This window comes from Nocardia sienata NBRC 100364, from assembly GCF_001613205.1.
GTDB classification, from domain to species: Bacteria; Actinomycetota; Actinomycetes; order Mycobacteriales; family Mycobacteriaceae; genus Nocardia; species Nocardia sienata.
Map to the genome: position 1 here is coordinate 38,657 of NZ_BDBX01000024.1, position 20,701 is coordinate 59,357.

General features: G+C 67.6%; 17 protein-coding genes. 11 read left to right on the top strand and 6 right to left on the bottom strand.

Annotation, left to right across the window (positions count from 1 at the left end):
* Positions 1-277: 277 nt before the first annotated feature.
* Positions 278-1,009: a DUF8020 domain-containing protein gene (locus NS4_RS14645; RefSeq protein WP_245665413.1), complete on the top strand. Its 732-nt coding sequence runs from the start codon at positions 278-280 to the stop codon at positions 1,007-1,009.
* Between the two features lie 470 nt (positions 1,010-1,479).
* Here the strand turns inward: NS4_RS14645 and NS4_RS14650 are convergent, their stop codons facing one another.
* From NS4_RS14650 to NS4_RS14660, 3 genes are all read right to left on the bottom strand, one after another.
* Entirely contained in the window at positions 1,480-2,745 is a 1,266-nt protein-coding gene (locus tag NS4_RS14650; RefSeq protein ID WP_063060087.1) for a S1 family peptidase, read from the bottom strand.
* Between the two features lie 69 nt (positions 2,746-2,814).
* On the bottom strand, positions 2,815-4,170 hold the full coding sequence (locus NS4_RS14655) for a S1 family peptidase (protein WP_063060088.1): 1,356 nt from the start codon (positions 4,168-4,170) through the stop codon (positions 2,815-2,817).
* A 146-nt stretch (positions 4,171-4,316) separates the two neighbouring features.
* Positions 4,317-5,651, bottom strand: coding sequence for a hypothetical protein (locus tag NS4_RS14660; protein WP_174552095.1), 1,335 nt, complete (start codon positions 5,649-5,651; stop codon positions 4,317-4,319).
* 488 nt (positions 5,652-6,139) lie between these two features.
* On the opposite strand from NS4_RS14660, the gene dnaK reads away from it, so the two are divergent.
* The 4 genes from dnaK (at position 6,140) to NS4_RS14680 (ending at position 10,517) form a co-directional block, all read left to right on the top strand.
* Positions 6,140-7,990 (top strand): molecular chaperone DnaK, encoded by a 1,851-nt coding sequence (gene dnaK, locus NS4_RS14665; RefSeq protein ID WP_063060090.1) that lies wholly within the window; start codon positions 6,140-6,142, stop codon positions 7,988-7,990.
* Complete coding sequence (grpE, locus tag NS4_RS14670) at positions 7,987-8,694, top strand: nucleotide exchange factor GrpE (RefSeq protein ID WP_063060091.1); 708 nt, start codon at positions 7,987-7,989, stop codon at positions 8,692-8,694. Before dnaK ends, grpE begins: the two co-directional genes overlap by 4 nt.
* A gap of 168 nt (positions 8,695-8,862) precedes the next feature.
* On the top strand, positions 8,863-10,032 hold the full coding sequence (dnaJ, locus tag NS4_RS14675; protein ID WP_063060092.1) for a molecular chaperone DnaJ: 1,170 nt from the start codon (positions 8,863-8,865) through the stop codon (positions 10,030-10,032).
* A gap of 53 nt (positions 10,033-10,085) precedes the next feature.
* Positions 10,086-10,517 carry a heat shock protein transcriptional repressor HspR gene (locus NS4_RS14680; protein WP_063060093.1) on the top strand — a complete coding sequence of 144 codons (432 nt, stop codon included), beginning with the start codon at positions 10,086-10,088 and terminating at the stop codon, positions 10,515-10,517.
* An 18-nt stretch (positions 10,518-10,535) separates the two neighbouring features.
* Here NS4_RS14680 and NS4_RS14685 read toward each other — a convergent pair whose 3' ends face one another.
* Positions 10,536-11,213 (bottom strand): helix-turn-helix domain-containing protein, encoded by a 678-nt coding sequence (locus NS4_RS14685; RefSeq protein ID WP_218020349.1) that lies wholly within the window; start codon positions 11,211-11,213, stop codon positions 10,536-10,538.
* Between the two features lie 81 nt (positions 11,214-11,294).
* Here NS4_RS14685 and NS4_RS14690 point away from each other — a divergent pair, with 81 nt between their 5' ends.
* Positions 11,295-11,831, top strand: coding sequence for a hypothetical protein (locus NS4_RS14690; protein ID WP_063060095.1), 537 nt, complete (start codon positions 11,295-11,297; stop codon positions 11,829-11,831).
* 59 nt (positions 11,832-11,890) lie between these two features.
* Here the strand turns inward: NS4_RS14690 and NS4_RS14695 are convergent, their stop codons facing one another.
* Both NS4_RS14695 and NS4_RS14700 read right to left on the bottom strand, forming a co-directional pair.
* A complete protein-coding gene (locus NS4_RS14695) occupies positions 11,891-12,673 on the bottom strand; it encodes an FAD-binding oxidoreductase (RefSeq protein WP_063060096.1) in 783 nt (260 codons plus the stop codon).
* 65 nt (positions 12,674-12,738) lie between these two features.
* Entirely contained in the window at positions 12,739-13,896 is a 1,158-nt protein-coding gene (locus tag NS4_RS14700; protein ID WP_063060097.1) for a globin domain-containing protein, read from the bottom strand.
* A 334-nt stretch (positions 13,897-14,230) separates the two neighbouring features.
* On the opposite strand from NS4_RS14700, the gene clpB reads away from it, so the two are divergent.
* The 5 genes from clpB (at position 14,231) to NS4_RS14725 (ending at position 20,701) form a co-directional block, all read left to right on the top strand.
* Positions 14,231-16,822, top strand: a complete 2,592-nt coding sequence (gene clpB, locus NS4_RS14705; RefSeq protein WP_063060098.1) for an ATP-dependent chaperone ClpB — start codon at positions 14,231-14,233, stop codon at positions 16,820-16,822.
* Positions 16,823-17,002: 180 nt separating this feature from the next.
* On the top strand, positions 17,003-17,779 hold the full coding sequence (locus NS4_RS14710; protein WP_063060099.1) for a DUF5666 domain-containing protein: 777 nt from the start codon (positions 17,003-17,005) through the stop codon (positions 17,777-17,779).
* A 76-nt stretch (positions 17,780-17,855) separates the two neighbouring features.
* Positions 17,856-18,866 (top strand): TtfA family protein, encoded by a 1,011-nt coding sequence (locus NS4_RS14715; RefSeq protein WP_063060100.1) that lies wholly within the window; start codon positions 17,856-17,858, stop codon positions 18,864-18,866.
* Between the two features lie 134 nt (positions 18,867-19,000).
* Positions 19,001-19,549: an orotate phosphoribosyltransferase gene (gene pyrE / locus NS4_RS14720; RefSeq protein WP_063060101.1), complete on the top strand. Its 549-nt coding sequence runs from the start codon at positions 19,001-19,003 to the stop codon at positions 19,547-19,549.
* A 93-nt stretch (positions 19,550-19,642) separates the two neighbouring features.
* Entirely contained in the window at positions 19,643-20,701 is a 1,059-nt protein-coding gene (locus NS4_RS14725; RefSeq protein ID WP_063060102.1) for a beta-ketoacyl-ACP synthase 3, read from the top strand.

The following is a 20,701-nucleotide window of genomic DNA, read 5'->3' on the forward strand; positions in this document are numbered from 1 at the left end:
CAGTTGACTACCCAAAGCGCATAAGGGCTGATTAACACCGTAAAGGGCCAGCTGCCGCGGGCGGTGATAAGGCCAGGCTTACCCGCGCGATTCTTACGCTTGGGAAACGAATGTCGCCTTTTGTCAGTGCATTCGACTACGCTCAGCCCGATCTATCAGGAAGCGTGACATCTCATAACGCTCGGGGCGGATTCCGGGTTCGGTCACATGACCACCTCGCGTTGAGATGGGACGCACCACACCCGATTGGAAATGGATGACAATCCCGAGATCCACTGTGATCGCCGCACTGGTCACCGGCTCGCTCGCTATGGGATTCGGCACAGCTCATGCCGAACCGGCGGCGCCGGCACCGAAAGAGACGGTCAACTACGCCGTGCAACTCGTCGAGAAGACGGTTGTCGCCACCTTGGGTGGCGGAACCTTCTCCATCGTCGAGAAGGAGCAGGAGCCCGTAGCGCAGGACGGGGCCGTCCCGGAGGCCGAGCCGGTTGCGGAAGCGGCCAAGACTCAGGTGCTCGAGATCAAGGACAAGGCCGGCGACCTTGTCGCTTCGATGCCGCTCGAGTTCACCGCCAACGGTGTGGCAATTCCGGTGAAATCAGAGGTCAAGAAGGAAGGCGCCGTCCTCGAGATCACTCCGGAGAAGCCGGCCGGCCTGGTTACGAACCAGCCCTTGGCCGTGAAGCCCATTGCCTCGTTGAAGGAAAACCAGCAGGCCCAGAATGAGTTCGCCAGCAACTTCGGCATTGCGACGGCGATCGGCGGTTTTGTCGGTACCGCTATCGGTGCCGTTATCGGCTGTGTCGTGACGATCGTGGCCGGCTGCGTACCCGGACTGATTACCGGCGCGGGTGTCGGTGGAATCCTGGGCACCATCGCTGTCGGTGGTCCGACGCTGGTTGCTGCGGGTATCGAGCTGATCAACACGCTGCAGGCCCCGGCGGGCACTACCAAGTGGGCGAACGATGGGAATCCAGTAGTAGAGGGCGCTGACGCGCCGAAGTAAGTCGACGCGCCTGTTCTGATCGGTCCGTCCCTTCCGGGGGCGGGCCGATCTGCGTCTCGGGGGTCCCCGGATCAGACAGAAGGAGCCGACAGCCCGTGAGTTGTCGGCCCTCTCGTCTACTGCCTACCGGGGATGTGCGGTCGGCTGGCATTGCTGGTGTCCTCCCGTCGGCATGAGCCGCAGCCGGGCGTGTTCGTCCCTGGCGTGGTGTCCCGTGGACCGCGCCATCGCGTGGCGCACGCTCGGGCCCCGGCAGGGTGTCCCTGAAACCACCCGGGAAAGGGGTCCGACCCGCGCGGGATAACGGCAGCACCGAAGGTCGGGCAGGACAGGCGAGAGGGCCGGCAGCGTAACGCTGCCGGCCCTCTCGTTGCTCGATGCTCGGTGCGAGTCGCACCCGCGGGTGCGGTGCCGATATCTCACTCTCCGCTCCGGCCCGTGTGCGGCCGGAGCGGAGACCAGGACGACCTCTAGCTCGTGCGGATGCGCAGGCCCGGGTTGTCGGAGAGCACGACGCTCACCGGCTGCGCGAACAGCTGCGGGGCATTGCCGGTGAGCACGCCCAGGATGTTGGGGATCTCGCAGATGGGGTAATCGGCGACCGAGGAGGCGCTGGAGATGCCCAGAGCCTGGCGTCCCGTCACGATGGGCCCGCCGCTGTCGCCGGGGAGGGCGCAGATATTGGCGGAGAAGCTCTGAGTGAGCTGCCGGTCACCGACCTGGACGGTCTGGTCCACGGCGTTCACCACACCGCAGCTGAAGCCGGTGCGGGAACCGGATTTGCAGACCGGGGCGCCGACCACCGGGGTGGCCACACCGTCGACCGCGATCGGGGCCGCGCCGGGCACCTTGACCTGATTGTTCTGGAAGCGGCCCGCGGCACCGTCGGCGATACTCATGATCGAGTAGTCCTGGGCGCCGAGCACCGACTTCTGGTAGGTGGCGATCTGCGGGCCCACCTTGTTGCCACCGAGGGACTCGTGCACGGTGGCGGCACCGATATCGTCGAGGTTCGGATTGCAGTGGCCGGCGGTGATGTTGACGGTGTTGCCGGCCGGGCCGATCCCGTTGAAACCGAAGGAGCAGCGCAGCGAGCTGTCACCGGCGATGGCGGCGAAGCCGTCGCCGCCGCCGACCGCGGCGTCGCCCGCCTCGGCGACCGCGGCCGCCTGGGGCAGCGTTTCGGCCGCGACAGGCGGGGCCATGACGATGACGCGGGCCGGGTCGATGAAGTTCGGCATGGGCAGGCCGACCTTGTCGACCCGCACCGCGATGCTGTTGTTCACGGTATCGATGACGACACCGCGCACCAGGGCGGACACTGCTTCGGGCTGGTCGTCGAGCCAGCGTTCGAAGGCGCTCTTCTCACCGCGCAGCGTCGTTTCGCTCTTGGCGACATTGCGGACCACGAAACCGCTCGATTCGGCCGCGCCGCGGGCTTCGTCACCGCCGGGACCGTTGGCCAGCGCCACCACCCCGCGGCCCTGCTCGTCGAGCCAGGCGCCGCCGAACACCTGCGGGTACTGACGCTGGGCGGTCGTGGCGAAGGCCGCCACCTGCTGCGCGGTATCGGCGCGCGCCAAGTACTCCTCGGCGGAGATGTGCAGATCTCGGTTCAGTGCCGCCACCAGGTCGGCGGGCAGGCCGATGCCCGGGTCGGGGGCGGCCGAGGAGACCGCGGCGGTCGGGCCGAACAGCAGGACGGCCGCCGAGGCGGCGACCGCGACACGTTGCATGCGTTTTCTGGTCGGCGCCGACCTTCGTTTACCTATGCGTGGCATGAGCATGCAGAGACTATATCGGGCTCACCCGGCATTCGGCCTGGTTCGTACGGTGATACCGCTACCGATGCCGCCGCCGGCCGCCGCGTCGGCGTGCGAGAGGATGCCGCGGATGGGAATGCCCAGCGTAGCGGTGCCGCCGTACTGGGCGAGGGCGATATTGGCCTTCTCGCAATCGGGCGCGTCGGCGGCGTTGGAGCCGCTGGTGATACCCAGTGCCAGGGTGCCGGTGACGATGGCGCCGCCGCTGTCACCGCCCAGGGTGCAGGCCGAGCTGGCGAAACCGCGGATGATCTTCGAGTCGCCTTCGGTGGTGAACAGCTGGGTCTCGACGCGGTCGGCCACCACGAAACCGCAGGTGAAGGTGGAGGACTGTCCGGATTTGCAGACCGGGGCGCCGATCACCGGATCGGCGGTGCCGGTAATGGTGATGGTGGTGCCGTTGGCGCCGCGCACCGAGGGCTGGTCCATACCCGCGCCCACCGCGCGCTCATTCAACTGGATCACCGAATAGTCCAGCGTGCTGGGGCCGCCCAGTTCCGACTGGACGAAGGTGCCCAGCTGCGGACTCGCCGGAATATTGCGGATATTCGGCCCGTAGACCGCGGCCCGTTCGTCGCCTTTGTCGATATTCGGATTGCAGTGTCCGGCACTGATATTCAGTGCGTTACCGGCCGAATCGACGCTGTTGAAGCCGAACGAGCAGACGTCGACGCTTTTGAGCTCCGTATCGTCGAGCGGGCCGGGGGCGCTGATATAGGTGTCGCCGCCCATCGGGTGGCGCTCCACCGGGCCGCCGCCGTCCGGGGAAAGGACGACCTTGATGTTGGCGATGAGGGTCGGCAGGTTGAGCATATGTGCCAGTGGCGTATTGGCGACATTGACGACCAGTTGACTGTTGAGGAAGTCGATGGCGATGGAATTGATCAACTGCGAGATATCCCGGGGCTGTGCGGCGACCCATTGATTCATCTGCGTGAGCGAGGTCTCCAACGCGGCCGCCGAGACCGGGGCCAGGCGAGTGGAATAGCCGTCCTCGCTGGCCACCTTGGCGGCGTCCGGCGAGGTCACGGCGACGGTGGGCTTACCCTCCGGGGTCATCCACGCGCCGGCGAAGACATCCGGACGTTCGGCGCGGAATTCGGCGGCGTAGGTCTGCAACTGCTGGGCACGCGCGGCGCGGTCCAGATATTCGGTCGGGGTCATATTCAGATCGCGGGACAGCGCTTGGACCAGTTCGGCCGGCAGGTCCTCGGCTCTGAGTTGTTCCGGTTCGGGTGCGGCGATCGCCGCTGTCGCGCCGAACAGGGGAGCCAGGAGAACGGTCGAGCCGATAACGGCAGCTTTGACCGCGGCGCGACGCGCCACCGACTTGCGCATGGAATCCCTTCGTCGGCACTGTGTGCCGGATAATCCGTGGCCATGAGATCGAATCCGTTGGCGCACAAGTTTGCTCGAGCTTCGACCGAGTTGCCGGGGTGGCCGGAGATAACACCGGTCAGCGGATCACTCTAGGGCACAAATCGCTATCTGGCCTCTTCTTGGCGACCTTCCTTGGATCCGGTGTCGGGAAGGTCCATATCCGGGTCCTCGGTACGGAACGGAACGGGGAACGGGAAGATCCTCGGCCGGGCCCGGGTGGTCGTGGTCTCGGTCTCGGTGGTCGGCTCGGTGAGGGTCGGGCCGCTGGGCTCTGGGGTGGTCGTCGAGGGGACCGCGGTGGGCGCCGGGGTGGTCTCGGTGACGGTAACCGGAGGTGGAGCGGGCAGCGGTTCCTCGGTGTAGGTCGGTTCCGGCTCGTAGGTCGGCTCAGGTGTGTAGGAGGGGATCTCGGGGGCCGGGGCGATCGGCTGCGGTTGAACCGGTGGCGGAGCGGGCGGGGCCTCGGTCGTCGAGGTGGTGACCGGATCGCCCGGCTCCGCCGCGCCGGGCCGCAGGATCGCGGTGACCCCGAGAGCGCCGATCAACAGGCCGCCGAATGCCGCCGCCGCAACCAGGGCGGCGGTACGCCGGGGGCCGCGATCGCCGCTCCGGTCGGTCTTCGCCGCTTCGGTAGTGGGCTTCGCCGGGGTGGCAGTGGAAACCGCCGCCGCGGTGCCGGTCGCAGGCCGCAGGCCCGCCGCGGGTCCCGATCCGGTGGCCGGACCCGATCCCGTAGCGGGGGCCAGCCCGGCGGCGATGGCCGCCAGACTCGGTCCGCCGTAGGTGGCTTCGGGATCCAGGGCCGGAACCAGCGCGGAGTATGCCTTGGCCGGGGTGTCGCCTTCGCGCAGTTTCGGCATGACGACGGTGTCCAGCGCAGAGTTCTGGGCAGTGGAGGGGTCGGGGGGAGTGGCACCGGCCGGGGTGTCGAGCACGACCGCGAGTGCCGCCCGGCCCGCGCTCTCGGCGAAATGCCGGCCCGTATCCGCGGGGGTGAGATGGGCGGGCCCCGAGGGTAGTTCGTCCTCGCCGACCAGGGCCACCGATTTCAGGCCCAGATAGTCGAGTGCGCCGCGTAGCGCCAGCACCTGTCCGGCGTCCCATCCGGCCGGATGGGCGGCGTAGAACTCGGCGGGGCCGTTGAGGTGTTCGGCAGTGAGGTTGATCAGGCAGAACAGGGCGGTGGCGAGCAGGTCTTCGCCGCGATAGGCCTCGCCGTCGTCCACGACGACGCCCGCCGGATCACCCACGGCCGCGACGAAACCGGTGATCGTATGGTTGTGGCCGGGCGGGGCGACGGCGCCGCCGAGGACCGCGTCGCCTTCCTCGGACATGTGCAGCACCGGCTCACGGAGGATGAAGTGCGGATCTCCGTCGTCGTCGACGACCGCCGCGGTGCACGCGTACTCGGCGATGTGCAGGCCCACCCCAGTGGCCATTCTCGGATCCTCGCTTCGACTTCCTCATCCAAAAATCACGGTACGGGTTCACCCGCACGTCGCCGTCCCGCGACGTGGGGCGCCGCGGTCACCATGGGCGGAGCTTCGACAATAGCGCCGATGAGCGGGTCGTGGGGATCGGGGCGCGGGCGCGGTGGGTGCCGGCGCTTACAGCTGGGTCACGATGGCGCGTCGAGGCGGTTCACGGCGGCAGGGGCGGGGAAGGGTGGAGCGGGGTGCGCGGGGGCGGGAATAGATCGCCGGGGCCGGGGGTTGAGCAGATCGACAATGTTGAGTGACATCGGCTCAAGTTTGACTTGACGGCCTCCCGTGGCCGGGGCAGGATTGAGCCGACCCCGCTCAGTATTGCCGGGACCGTGCTCTATGTTCTGCCTGGGGCTGGTCCACGCGGTGGGTCCCATGGGCCCGCGGCGCAATGGGCACAGTGCCCGGACAGACACAAGCAGTCGAAAATGAGGAGGAAACAAATGGCTCGTGCGGTCGGAATCGACCTCGGGACCACGAACTCGGTCGTCGCCGTTCTCGAAGGTGGTGAGCCGGTCGTCGTCGCCAACTCCGAGGGTTCGCGCACCACGCCCTCTGTCGTCGCGTTCGCGAAGAACGGTGAAGTGCTGGTCGGTCAGCCGGCCAAGAACCAGGCCGTGACCAACGTCGACCGCACGATCCGCTCGGTGAAACGGCATATCGGCACCGACTGGACCGTGGAGATCGACAGCAAGAAGTACACCTCGCAGGAGATCAGCGCGCGCACGCTGATGAAGCTGAAGCGTGACGCCGAGGCCTACCTGGGTGAGGAGATCACCGACGCGGTGATCACCGTGCCCGCCTACTTCGAGGACGCCCAGCGCCAGGCCACCAAGGAAGCCGGTCAGATCGCCGGCCTCAATGTGCTGCGCATCGTCAACGAACCCACCGCCGCCGCCCTGGCCTACGGCCTGGACAAGGGCGACAAGGAGCAGACCATCCTGGTCTTCGACCTCGGTGGCGGTACCTTCGACGTCTCGCTGCTCGAAATCGGTGAAGGTGTCGTGGAGGTCCGTGCCACCTCCGGTGACAACCACCTCGGTGGTGACGACTGGGACGAGCGGGTCGTGAAGTGGCTGGTCGACAAGTTCAAGTCCAGCTCGGGCATCGACCTGACCAAGGACAAGATGGCCATGCAGCGGCTGCGTGAGGCCGCCGAGAAGGCCAAGATCGAGCTGAGCTCCTCGCAGAGCACCTCGATCAACCTGCCCTACATCACCGTCGACGCGGACAAGAACCCGCTGTTCCTCGACGAACAGCTGACCCGCGCCGAGTTCCAGAAGATCACCTCGGACCTGCTCGACCGCACTCGCGCGCCGTTCCAGTCCGTGGTCAAGGACGCCGGGATCAAGGTCTCCGATATCGACCATGTCGTGCTCGTCGGTGGCTCCACCCGCATGCCCGCGGTCTCCGAACTGGTCAAGGAGCTGACCGGTGGCAAGGAGCCCAACAAGGGCGTGAACCCGGACGAGGTCGTCGCCGTCGGCGCCGCCCTGCAGGCCGGCGTGCTCAAGGGTGAGGTCAAGGACGTCCTGCTGCTCGATGTGACCCCGCTGTCGCTGGGTATCGAGACCAAGGGCGGCGTGATGACCAACCTCATCGAGCGCAACACCACCATCCCGACCAAGCGTTCGGAAACCTTCACCACGGCCAACGACAACCAGCCGTCGGTGCAGATCCAGGTGTTCCAGGGCGAGCGCGAGATCGCCGCGCACAACAAGCTGCTCGGCTCCTTCGAGCTGACCGGTATCCCGCCGGCCCCGCGCGGGGTGCCGCAGATCGAGGTCACCTTCGATATCGACGCCAACGGCATCGTGCACGTGACCGCGAAGGACAAGGGCACCGGTAAAGAGAACACGATCAAGATCCAGGACGGCTCCGGTCTGTCCAAGGAAGAGATCGACCGGATGATCAAGGACGCCGAGGCGCACGCCGCCGAGGACAAGGCGCGCCGGGAGGAAGCCGAGACCCGCAACCAGGCCGAATCGCTGGTACACCAGACCGAGAAGTTCATCTCCGACAACGAGGACAAGGTTCCCGCGGATGTGAAGTCCAAGGTCGAGTCCGCGATCAACGAGGCCAAGGAGGCGCTGAAGGGCACCGACACCGCCGCGGTGAAGGCCGCGGTGGAGAAGCTGGCCACCGAATCGCAGGCACTGGGTCAGGCGATCTACGAGTCCCAGGCCGCCGAGGGCGCGGCCTCCGGTAACGGCGCCGCGGGTGCGGGCGCCGGCGACGACCAGGTGGTCGACGCCGAGGTTGTGGACGAGCCGGTCGACACGGAGAAGAAGTGACGAATTCGGGAAATACAGGCAAATCCGAGGAGCCGGTCAGCTTCGTCGACAAGCGCAAGATCGATCCGGAGACCGGTGAGGTCCGCGAACAGGCCGGGGCGGCCAACGGCGCCGCCCCGGCCGGGGCCGAGGAGGGCGTAGCCCCCCAGGCCCCCCAGGCCGGCCTCGACGGTGACGGCGTCGAGGCGGCGCCCACCGAGGCCCCGGCTTCGGACGAACTCGCCGAGCGCACCGCCGATCTGCAGCGGCTGACGGCCGAGTACACCAACTACCGGCGCCGGGTCGAGCGCGATCGCAAGACCGCGGTCGATTCCGCGAAGGCCGCCGTGGTCACCGAACTGCTCGGTGTCCTCGACGATCTGGACCGCGCCAAGGCGCACGGCGACCTGGAATCCGGGCCGCTGCGCTCGGTGGCCGACAAGCTGACCGAGGCCTTGCGCAAACAGGGGCTCGAGGAGTTCGGGGCCGAGGGCGAACCTTTCGACCCGAATCTGCACGAGGCGGTCCAGCACGAGGGTTCCGGACACGATCCGGTGATCGGTGTGGTGATGCGCAAGGGGTACCGCTTCGGTGAGCGGGTGCTGCGGCACGCGCTGGTCGGCGTCACCGACGGTGTCGGCGATCTCGGGGCGGACCAGGGTGTCGCGGATACCGCGGAACCCGCTCGGGAGGCATCGGATGCTGATGCCGGCTCGGACAAGTAACGACTCCGCGGCGAAAGCCACGGACCGGGTGGCGCGGCGTGCGTACGGATCGATCCGCGCGCGTCGCGCCCCCGTCACGCCGCGCGCGACGGACCCGGAGGCGGTAGGAAAGTACGAACACGGGCCCCGCGCGGGCCGCGGAACAGTATCGAGAGGAGGAGATGCCCGGTGAGCCAGCGGGAGTGGATCGAGAAGGACTTCTATAAGGAGCTGGGTGTCTCCGCGGGCGCCTCCACCGAGGAGATCAAGAAGGCCTACCGCAAATTGGCCCGTGATCTGCATCCGGACGCCAACCCCGGCGACGCCGCGGCCGAGGAACGATTCAAGGCGGTCAGTGAGGCGCACACCGTCCTGTCCGATCCCGCCAAACGCGCGGAGTACGACGAGACCCGCCGTCTGTTCTCCGGCGCCGGATACGGGCGGGGCGGCGGTTTCACCCCGGGTGCCGGTGGCGGGTTCTCCCAGAGTTTCGATCTGGGCGATATCTTCGGCCAGGCCGCTGGTGGCGCCGACGGCGGGCTCGGTGATCTGTTCGGCGGCCTGTTCAACCGGGGCGGCGGTGCCACCCGCACCGGCGGACGGCCCCGCCGGGGCGCCGATGTGGAAGCCGAGACGACCCTCGGGTTCCGCGAGGCGGCCAAGGGGGTCACGGTGCCGCTGCACCTGACCAGCCCGTCGCCCTGCACCACCTGTCACGGCAGCGGGGCCAAGCCGGGCACCAGCCCGCGCGTGTGCCCTATCTGCAACGGCAGCGGCGTGGTGAGCCGCAATCAGGGCGCGTTCGGCTTCAGCGAACCGTGTGACGAGTGCCGCGGCTCCGGGTCGATCATCGACGACCCGTGTGTGGACTGCCACGGCAGCGGTATCCAGAACCGTACCCGCACCATCAACGTCCGTATTCCCCCGGGTATCGCCGACGGCCAGCGGATCCGGCTCGCCGGACAGGGCGAGGCGGGCCTGCGGGGCGCGCCCTCGGGTGACCTGTTCGTCACGGTCCACGTGAGCCAGGACAAGGTCTTCGGCCGGGCCGGCGACGACCTGACCCTGGCACTGCCGGTCAGCTACAGTGAATTGGTGCTCGGTACGACCGTATCGGTGCCCACTCTGGAGGGCCGGGTCGGCGTGAAGGTGCCGCCGGGTACCGCGGACGGGCGCATTTTGCGCGTGCGTGGCCGCGGAGTACCCAAACGTGGTGGCGGAGCCGGTGATCTGCTGGTCACCGTGAAGGTCGCCGTGCCGCCGAAGCTGGACGACGATGCCGTTGCGGCGCTGCGCGCGTTGCAGGAGGCGGAGAAGGCCAGCGGCTTCGATCCGAGAGCGGGATGGGCAGGTGCGTGATGGAGCCGAAACGAGGACCGGAGGCGAAATCGGCGCGTCCTGCGGCCCGAGCGATGGGCCCGGAGGCGGCAGCGCAGCGTAATCACCTGGGGGCCAGGGAGGGGCGGCAATCGAGCACCGAATATTTCGTGATCTCGGTGGCCGCCCAACTGGCCGGTATGCATGCGCAGACCCTGCGCACTTACGACCGGCTGGGTCTGGTGACACCGCAGCGCACGTCGGGCGGCGGCCGGCGCTATTCGGAGCGGGATGTGGAGCTGCTACGTGAGGTTCAGCGGCTTTCCCAGGACGAGGGCGTCAATCTCGCCGGTATCAAACGGATCATCGAACTCACCAATCAGGTGACCGAACTCCAGCAGCGGGTGGTCGAACTGACCGCGGCACTGGAACGAGAGCGGGCCCGGCCGGACTACCGACCGGAACTGATTCCCCCGCAGCGCAATACCGCCCTGGTGGTGTGGCAGCCGCGGAACCGGCGGCACTAGTGTCTCGCAAACTCCGGATCAGTGCGACGACCGAGTGCTCCTGTTCGGCCATGTCGGCGATTTCCCATTCGTGTCGATGAGTGACGTGACCGACTGGATGGCAGAGCGCTTTTCGCGTGCGATGGCGCCCCAGCCGCGGACCAGCCCACCTGCCGGGCGCAAGCCGGTCCACGAGCCGATCATGTGCGAACCGTCGGGGTGTAGCGCGAAGTAGAGCGTCCCGATGTGGCGAACATGCCCACCCGAGGTCCGATACCACCCCATGAGCACTTCTTCGTCCCATATTCGTAGCTCCCCACGCCACGCATATGAGCCATCACCGACCGGATGGGCGCGATCTCCATCCGCCAGTTGGAGTATCTCCGCGTCCTGCGCCACGGCCATCAGGTGTGTGCTCACGTTTTCGACGTCGTTCTGCCAATTCTGCCACGCTACCCACCACTCACCGGACAAATCGGTGCCGGCCGGCTCCGCGCCGGCCAGTTGCGCCAGTGATACCTGTAGTGCGTCGGCCAGCCGGACGCTGACCGCGAGGCTGGGTGACTGTTCGCCGGACTCGTAGCGACCGATCTGGCGTTGTGTCACGCCGACGAGCTCGGCGAGTCGATCCTGCGATAGACGAAGTTGACTACGCCGTACGCGGATCACATCAGCTGTCTTGCTCATGGCCTCATCTTCTCCATCGACCGAAAACAACTCAAAGTGGACTAACTAGTCCTATCATCAGTCTTGTTTGGGATGGTTTAGGACTAGTTAGTCTTCCTCAGGGAGAAGGTCATGGAGAAAGCGCCCGCCATCGCCTACTTGCGCACCGACTTGTCGGGAGCCTGGCAGCACTGGGACGAATGCCGCATGCGTCGCCTGGCCGCACGACTCGGCTACGAGCTCCGCGCGATCCTCGTGTTATCCGCCGCCTCCGACCGCCGGATAGACCGCGTGCTCGAGTGGATCGAGATCGAAAGCGCGGAGGCGGTCTTCGTGCCACATCTGGACCATCTGGACGGCGAGTACCTGCGCGTAGTGGACCGAGCTGACGTAATAGTGGACGCCCGAGAGGTCTACGCTCGCTGGCCTTCCCTCACTTCCTCGAACAGCACGGCGGGCCGGCTCCCGCACGAGTGCGCCGATCATCGCCTCCGGGTTCGTGGTTCGAACAGCCGAGATCTGCGGTCACGATTGTGCGAATCGCCGAGATCGCCGAAAGCCCGGCAGGATAAGGCCTTCCGGCATCTGCGAGTCCTGCCGCCGCCGAATGCGAGCCCCCCGCACCGGCCCGGAGCCGGCGAAGCCGGTCGCTGGCTCTTCGACCAGTAAGCGCGCCTGGGCCGTGCAAGGCCGCGCCCTCGGCAACCGCATCGCACCGGCGACGTGGTTCAGGCGCCCTCGAACTGGATTCGCTCGGCTGGGGTGCCGGAGTCGAGGAGGCGTTCCACGGTGGAGCGGGTCATCGCAGGAGAACCGCACACCAGGACCTGGTGCCGATCGAACGACCCGTAAGATCCGACGACCTCTGCGAGGGTGCCCTGTAGCAGGTCGTCCTCGTCGAAACCGATATCGACCCGGTGACTTTCGTACCACTTGTCGGGCCAGGACGGATCCTCGAGCCGTTCCACCACCGGCACCACCGTGAGCCAGGGCAGATCGGCGGCGAGCAGGACGAGCATATCGGCGGCGTACAGGTCGCGCGGGGTGGAACCGCCGAAGAACAGATAGGTGGTGGGCGGGTCCTGCTGCCGGGCCAGTTCCAGGATCTGGGCGCGCAGCGGGGCCAGACCAGTGCCACCGGCGATCATCACCACCTCGTCGCCGTCGGGGTCGACGGTGAACAGCCCCTCGGGGGCGGACAATTTCCACCGGTCCCCGACCGCGGTGTCGGCGACGATGCCACCGCTGCACCAGCCGCCCGCCACGGTCTTCACATGGAATTCCAGCTTGCCGTCCAGCGACGGCGGCAGCGCCGGGGAGAACCGGCGGCGCATGCCCGGGAACTGCGGGACCTCGACCTGCACCGACTGCCCCGCGTGGAACGGTACGTATTCACCGATCAAGCGGACGACCGCCATATCGTGGCGCAACCGGTGGTGTTCGACGACATCGGCCAGCCAGTACGACCGCTGGGACGAATGGGCGGGGGACGCGCTGGGGTCGTTCGTCATACCTCACTCCGCTGACAGGCCGGGCCGGACGGGATACCGCCGGGTGCTCGATGTGCCGATACCGATCAGACCGGATCGGTACTGATGATCTCCTCCGGGGTGCCGACCGCGAGCAGCGCGCGCCGGGTGTCGGCGATCATCTTCGCCGAACCGGCGATCTGGATCTGCCGATCCTCCCATGCACCGAAACTGGCCACCACGGCGCCGAGGTTGCCGACCAGCCGCCGATGCATTCCGTAGGGCGCGTCCTCGGTGGGATGCGGGTACCACCACGGGTTGGTCTTGTGCTCGCAGACCGGGACGACGGTGAGCCATGGATTGCTCTGCGAGAGCTGCCACATGTTGTCCACGTCGTACAGGTCGCAGGGGTAGACCCCGCCGATGAAGAAGTGCACGCGGGGGTTGATACCGCGCCGGCCCATCTCGATCAGCTGGGCGCGCAGCGGCGCGACACCGGTGCCCGATCCGATCATCAGCACATCGCGGCCGCTGTCCTGATCGACCTGCAGGCCGCCGAGCGGTCCGCCGATGAGCCAGCGGTCGCCGACCTTGGTCTCGTTGACGATGGAGGGGCTCACCCACCCGCCGCGGACCTTGCGGACGTGGAATTCGATCTCGCCGTAGGGGTTCGAGGGGATGGCGGGTGAGAGGTAGCGCCACATACGTGGCCGCTGTGGGACCGAGACCGGAACGTACTGCCCGGCCAGGTAGGGGATCGGGTCGTCGGACTGCAACCGGACGATGGCGAGGTCGTCGAGGACGTGCCGGTGGCCGACCACAGTGGCCTCCCAGTAAGGCGGCGAATCATCGGAGTTGGCCCCGATGGCCATGGCGGCGGAGATGAGCAGGCAGACATCGCGCCAGCCCTCGGCGAGCTCTCTGGTCCAGTACGGGCCGTTGTAGGTCTGGAAGGCGGCGTAGAGCGCGGGGCCGGCCTGGTCGTAGTGCGCGGCCTCGACGCCGTACTTGCGGTGATCGCGGGCCAGCTGTTCGAGGAACTTCTGGGCGCGATCCCAATCCTCGAGGTGATCGAGCATGTACTGGACCGCGGTGACGATTCTCTTCGCCTGCATATCCATGGCGGGCGGGAACAGTTCCCGCAGCCGCGGGTTCTCCGCGAACAGGTGACCGTAAAACGCGCTGACCAACCGCTCGGGACCACTCGGCGCATCGATCACCGACTGGAAATTGGCGCGGACCAGCGCTGCCGAACGCGCATCCACGGCGTGGAGCTTCCTTTCCCTGGATTCCGACCCGGAGGGACGTAACCGTTACCGGCGGTCCTTCACCCGACCAGTATCCCCGAAAAAAGAGATGATGGTGGGTGTGAAATACGGTTACCGGGTTTGGCTGATCTTGTTCGCGGGTAACGACGCGTCGTTATGAGCCGTGACCCAGCACTTTTCTGGCAACCCGGCGGCCGGCGTCAGTCGTGGAAAAAACTGAAGTTGAGCGGAACAGACTCAATCTTTCGGACGTTGAATCGGGCAGGACGGCACGAGGCACCGGGACCGGTGCGGATGCCGGATGAGATATCGACTAGCAGGAAGGTGCTTCGTGGACTCGTTCAATCCCACCACCAAGACCCAGGCCGCGCTGACCGCCGCGCTGCAGGCGGCCTCGACCGCCGGTAACCCGGAGATCCGGCCGGCTCATCTGCTGGTGGCACTGCTGGACCAGACCGACGGCATCGCCGCGCCCCTGCTGAAAGCGGTGGGCACCGACCCCGCCACAGTGCGGCGCGAGGCCCAGGACATCGTCGACCGGCTCCCGCGTGCCACCGGCGCCACCACGGCTCCGCAACTGGGCCGCGAAGCGCTGGCCGCGATCACCGCCGCCCAGCATCTGGCCACCGAACTCGGCGACGAGTACGTCTCGACCGAACATGTGATGGTCGGCCTGGCCTCCGGTGACTCCGATGTCACCATGCTGCTGGACAAGTACGGCGCCACCGCCACGGCACTGCGCGAGGCGTTCACCACCGTGCGCGGTAACACCCGTGTGAGCAGCCCGGATCCGGAAGGCAGCTACCAGGCGCTGGAAAAGTACTCCACCGATCTCACCGCCGCCGCGCGCGCCGGCAAACTGGACCCCGTCATCGGCCGCGATACCGAGATCCGCCGGGTTGTGCAGGTGCTGTCCCGCCGCACCAAGAACAATCCTGTGCTCATCGGCGAGCCGGGTGTCGGTAAAACCGCGATCGTGGAGGGGTTGGCTCAGCGCATCGTGGCCGGCGACGTCCCGGAATCGCTGCGCGGTAAGACCGTCATCTCGCTCGATCTGGGTGCGATGGTCGCGGGCGCGAAGTACCGCGGCGAGTTCGAGGAACGGCTCAAGGCCGTCCTCGAGGAGATCAAATCCAGTGCCGGCCAGATCATCACCTTCATCGACGAACTGCACACCATCGTCGGCGCCGGCGCGACCGGCGAATCGGCGATGGACGCCGGCAACATGATCAAGCCGATGCTGGCCCGTGGCGAACTGCGGCTCGTCGGCGCGACCACACTCGACGAGTACCGGCAGCACATCGAGAAGGACGCCGCGCTCGAGCGTCGCTTCCAGCAGGTGATCGTCGGCGAACCCTCCGTGGAGGACACCGTCGGCATCCTGCGCGGAATCAAGGAACGCTACGAGGTGCACCACGGTGTGCGGATCACCGACTCCGCCCTGGTGTCGGCGGCCGCGCTGTCGGATCGCTACATCACCTCCCGGTTCCTGCCCGACAAGGCGATCGACCTGGTGGACGAGGCCGCGTCGCGGCTGCGGATGGAGATCGACTCCCGTCCGGTGGAGATCGACGAGGTCGAACGCGCGGTGCGGCGGCTCGAGATCGAAGAGGTGGCGCTGACGAAGGAGACCGACGAGGCGTCCAAGCAGCGGCTGGAGCGGCTGCGCGCCGAACTCGCCGACGATCGCGAAAAGCTCAACCAGCTCACCACCCGCTGGCAGAACGAGAAAACCGCGATCGACCAGGTCCGCGTGCTCAAAGAGCAGCTCGAGAGTTTGCGTGGCGAATCCGAGCGCGCCGAACGCGACGGTGACCTGGGCAAGGCCGCCGAACTGCGGTACGGCCGGATCCCGACGCTGGAGAAGGAACTCGCCGAGGCCGAGAAGACATCCGGTGCGGCGGCCGACGGTGAGGTCATGCTCAAGGAAGAGGTCGGGCCCGACGATATCGCCGAGGTGATATCGGCGTGGACCGGAATTCCGGTGGGCCGACTGCTCGAGGGGGAGACCGAGAAGCTGCTGCGGATGGAATCCGAACTCGGCCGCCGCGTGGTCGGGCAGCACGACGCGGTGCGCGCGGTCTCGGACGCGGTGCGGCGGGCGCGGGCCGGTGTCGCCGACCCCAACCGGCCGACCGGCTCATTCCTGTTCGTCGGTCCCACCGGTGTCGGTAAAACGGAGCTGGCCAAGGCCCTGGCGGACTTCCTGTTCGACGACGAACGCGCGATGGTCCGCATCGATATGAGCGAGTACAGCGAGAAGCACGCGGTCGCCCGCCTGGTCGGTGCCCCGCCCGGATATGTCGGGTACGACCAGGGCGGTCAGCTCACCGAAGCGGTGCGCCGGCGGCCGTACACGGTCGTGCTGTTCGACGAGATCGAGAAAGCGCATCCGGATGTCTTCGACATCCTGCTCGCCGTACTCGACGAGGGCCGGCTCACCGACGGCCAGGGCCGGACGGTGGACTTCCGCAACACCATCCTGATCCTGACCTCCAACCTGGGCGCCGGAGCCGACGCGGAATTCGTGATGAACGCGGTACGCGCCGCGTTCAAACCGGAGTTCCTGAACCGGCTAGACGATGTGGTCATGTTCCAGGCTCTCGACGAGGACCAGCTCGCCCATGTCGTGGATATCCAGCTCGATCAGTTGCAGCGGCGGCTGGCGCAGCGGCGGCTGACCCTGGAGGTGAGCGATTCGGCGCGGTTCTGGCTGGCGGTGCGCGGATACGACCCGGTCTACGGCGCCCGCCCGCTGCGGCGCCTGATCCAGCAGTCCATCGGTGACACCCTGGCCAAGGAACTGCTGGCCGGGAAGGTCACCGACGGCGATACGGTCGACGTGGGCGTCGGTCCGGGTGGGGACGGGCTCGTCGTCGGGCCGCGTGATCGCGACCCCGCCGCGGTCACCACGGGCCCGTAACTCCACCGACCGTGCGGCGCCGGCCCACCGTCGGCGCCGCAGACCGGCATCGGTCCCGGCCGACCGCGTTCGCCCGAAACCGGTTCGGCCGCGGGTCGAGCGGCCGGTGCCGGTGCGGATCGTCCGCATGTCGGCGCGCAGGGCCGGAGCGGAAGCGGAGGTGCGCTTAGTCTGGTTGGCATGACCAACCCGAACGATCCCTGGGCGAGGCGGCCGGACGACGATCCGACCCAGCACCTGGGTCAGGCGGGGGAATCGGCGACCGAGAAGCTGTCCATGGGCTACGGCCCGGCGGGTTACGGGGAGTCGACCACGGCCTATCCGGGCGACGATCCCTACGGCGGCTGGGGGGCGGGCCCGAACCCGACCCGGGAGATGCCGCTCTATCCGGGCGAGCCCTACCAGAACCAGTGGGGCGGGTACGGGCCGCCGGGCCAGCTACCGCCGGGGCAGATGCCGCCCGAACCGCCGCGGCCGCCGAAGAAGAGCGGGGTGTGGGTCGGTATCGCGCTCGCGGTCATCGTGTTGATCGGGCTCGCCGGTATCGCCGCCGGGATGCTCTTCGGCGGTGACTCCGGCACCACGGCGAGCGACACCACGACCAGCGCTCGTCCGACGGCCCGGGGACTACCGGCCGACCCGGGTGATTCCGGTCCCGTGCTCCCCAGTCTGCCCGGTCTACCGGATATGCCCGATACCGGCGATCCCGAGACCGGTGGCACCACCATGGGCACCATCAGTGCCAATTCCGGCGGTACGCTCACGATCAGTACACTCACCGGCGCCGAGGTCACGGTGCACACCAGCCCGTCCACTCAGGTGATCTCGCTGGCCGGGGCCACCGTGGACGCGCTGCCGACCGGCGACCTGGTGATCGTGCAGGGTCAGAAGAGTCCGGATGGATCAATTCAGGCCGATGTCATCATCAGCACCGCCCTCGAAGGGGGCGGACGATGAGAGAAAACCGCGGCGCGCAGTGTGGGTGCCCGGCATTACGCCGGGCGGGTCGATAGGCTAGGCGACGATGACGGCAATGTGGTTCGGGCTGGCGGCAATCACCCTCGCGGGTGCGATAGTGCTGCTCTACTTCGACCGGCGCCAGCGACAGCGGACCGGTCACGCGCGCCAGGTGTGGGCGAAAGCCCAGGGATACACCTATGTGTCGGTGGAACCGGCGCTCGCTTCGACGTGGCGGCGCGGTGCGCTGGCCAAGCTCGGGTATCTGACCGCGGTGGACGTGGTGACCGGTATCCGCAAGGGCGAGAAATTCGTGCTGCTGGATCTCGAGGACTCCGCGACACTGGTCGCGGTCCGCCGGCAGATAGGTTCGGATATCGATGTCGATATGCGGCTGAAGACGATGAACCCGCCCAAGGACGCCGACCTCGAACTCCTCGGCGCCATCGGCGACCGCGTCGTTTTCGCGACCAATCCCGAGATCGCGCGGCACGCGGTCGATCAGCGGATGGTCGCGTTCATCGAATCGCTGGCCGATACCGTGCAGATGCTGTGGAGCGAGGGCAACTGGACCCTCGGCATGCTTCCGGTCGGCACCACGGCCAAGGACTGGGAGACCGGTATCGACGCCGTCCTGCGGTTGTCGGGCCTGCTGCACGTGCTGCCGCCGGTCACCGAACCCCGCTCCGACGATGCCGAACCCGCGGCCTCGCGCCCGCGTCCCCGGATCCGCTCGGCGGAATACGACGACCGGGACGAAGACTACGACGATTTCGCCGACGACCGCGAAGACGGTCGCTACGGGCGGCCGGTTCCCAATGTCCGGTACCGTCAGGACGATTCCGAGGATATCGACGAACCGGACCGGCGCGACTCCGCTACCGGCGAGGCCCCGCCGCGGCGGCCGAGCCTGGCCGTGGTGCCCGATGCCCGGCCGGCGAACCGGCCCGCGCGCTCGGAGGCCGACCGCGACTCCGGCCCGCGGGAGCGCCGGGAATCCGCCCCCGGTGACGACCAGGACCCACCCCGGCCGGGCGGTCCGTTCCACCCGGGATTCCGCCCCTACCAGGGTCCGGTCCCGCAGTAGATTTCCCCGATACGCACTCCGCGCGACCTGCGACAACTCTGCGCGGAGCGTCCCCGTATCCTGCTTCGCAGGGCGTCGCAGCGGGCGCCGGGACATTACTGCCGTGACTCGCCTACGTGGGCGGAAGGACACCGATGATCGACCAGGCAACGACCGACCGGGACGTTTTGGCCGGACTGGTGCGCGACTTAGCCGTCGTGCACGGCAAGGTGACGCTGTCCTCGGGTAAGGAGGCCGACTACTACGTCGACCTGCGCCGGGCGACCCTGCACCACCGGGCGGGTCCGCTGATCGGCAAACTGCTACGCGACCTGGTCGCCGACTGGGAGTTCGACGCCGTCGGTGGCCTCACGATGGGGGCCGACCCGGTCGCGCTCGCGGTGATGCACGCCCCGGGTCGGCCGATCGACGCGTTCGTGGTGCGCAAGGCGGCGAAGACCCACGGGATGCAGCGGCAGATCGAGGGCCCCGATGTGGTGGGCAGACGCGTCCTGGTGGTCGAGGACACGACGACCACCGGTAATTCCCCGCTGACCGCGGTGCGGGCGCTGCGCGACGCGGGCGCGACAGTGGTGGGGGTGGCCACCGTGGTGGACCGGGAGACCGGCGCCGACCGGGTGATCGCCGACGAGGGCCTCGAGTACCGCTCCATCCTGAGCCTCGGGGACCTCGAGCTCGGCTGAACACCGCTGCCGATCACGGCGGCTGTGCACCGGTCCGGCCCGCTCGGTTAGCCTGAGAATCCGACAGTACTGCAAGTGAAGGGTCGTGGAGTCGTGGTGAGCATTGCCGGCAAGAAGGGGCACGACAACGTAGCAATGCTCGGCATCGGTGCGTACCGGCCGACGCGCGTGGTCAGCAATGACGAAGTGTGCAAGGTCCTGGATTCCACCGATGAATGGATCTTCGAACGCAGCGGTATCCGTAACCGGCGCTGGATCAGCGGCGACGAGTCGCTGCGCTCCATCTCGGTGGCCGCGGGCCGGCGTGCCCTGCGCAACAGCGGTGTGGACCCCTCGCAGATCGGCGCCCTCATCCTGGCGACCTCCAGCTGGCCGATGCTCACCCCGCACGGCGCCCCGATCGTCGCCAGCGACCTGGGTATGAACGGTATCGCCGCCTTCGACCTGACATCGGGGTGCGGTGGCTTCGGGTACGGGCTCGGGGTCGCCGGCGATATGATCCGCGCCGGTTCGGCCGAGTACGTGCTGCTCATCGGGGCCGAGACCATGACCATCGGCATCGACCCGACCGATCGCGGTACGGCATTCATCTTCGGTGACGGTGCCGGTGCGGTGGTGATCGGCCCGAGCGAGGAGAACGGGATCTCCCCGACGGTCTGGGGCAGCGACGGCGAGAACGCCGAAGCGATCAAACAGGACGTCAATTTCGTCGACTACATGCAGCGGGCCCAGGACCTGCAGGGCACCGACCCCAAGGTCGAACCGGTGGGCCGGATGGCGCTACGTATGGAGGGGCCGCGGGTGTTCCGCTGGGCCGCCGTCACGCTGCCGCGGGCGCTGTCCACCGCGCTCGATGTGGCCGGGGTGTCCAAGGACGATATCGAGGTCTTCATTCCGCACCAGGCCAATGCCCGGATCAACGAGCTGATGAAGAAGAATCTGGGCCTGGCCGACGAGATCCCGATGGCGGGCGATATCGAGAACACCGGCAATACGTCCGCGGCCTCGATCCCGCTGGCCATGGAGGAGATGCTGGCCACCGGTAAGGCCAAGGGCGGTCAGCTGGCGCTGCTGCTCGGTTTCGGCGCGGGGCTCAGCTACGCGGGTCAGGTCGTCATCCTGCCGCCGGCGCCCGCCGAGTCGAGTCTCTGA

Excerpts from the sequence above, each read along its gene's own strand:
- NS4_RS14710 (WP_063060099.1), top strand. The coding sequence starts at position 17,003 with ATGACCAACCCGAACGATCCCTGGGCGAGGCGGCCGGACGACGATCCG.
- NS4_RS14715 (WP_063060100.1), top strand. The coding sequence starts at position 17,856 with ATGTGGTTCGGGCTGGCGGCAATCACCCTCGCGGGTGCGATAGTGCTG.
- pyrE (WP_063060101.1), top strand. The coding sequence starts at position 19,001 with ATGATCGACCAGGCAACGACCGACCGGGACGTTTTGGCCGGACTGGTG.
- NS4_RS14650 (WP_063060087.1), bottom strand. The coding sequence starts at position 2,745 with ATGCAACGTGTCGCGGTCGCCGCCTCGGCGGCCGTCCTGCTGTTCGGC.
- NS4_RS14695 (WP_063060096.1), bottom strand. The coding sequence starts at position 12,673 with ATGACGAACGACCCCAGCGCGTCCCCCGCCCATTCGTCCCAGCGGTCG.
- dnaK (WP_063060090.1), top strand. The coding sequence starts at position 6,140 with ATGGCTCGTGCGGTCGGAATCGACCTCGGGACCACGAACTCGGTCGTC.
- NS4_RS14655 (WP_063060088.1), bottom strand. The coding sequence starts at position 4,170 with ATGCGCAAGTCGGTGGCGCGTCGCGCCGCGGTCAAAGCTGCCGTTATC.
- NS4_RS14680 (WP_063060093.1), top strand. The coding sequence starts at position 10,086 with ATGGGCCCGGAGGCGGCAGCGCAGCGTAATCACCTGGGGGCCAGGGAG.
- NS4_RS14660 (WP_174552095.1), bottom strand. The coding sequence starts at position 5,651 with ATGGCCACTGGGGTGGGCCTGCACATCGCCGAGTACGCGTGCACCGCG.
- NS4_RS14690 (WP_063060095.1), top strand. The coding sequence starts at position 11,295 with ATGGAGAAAGCGCCCGCCATCGCCTACTTGCGCACCGACTTGTCGGGA.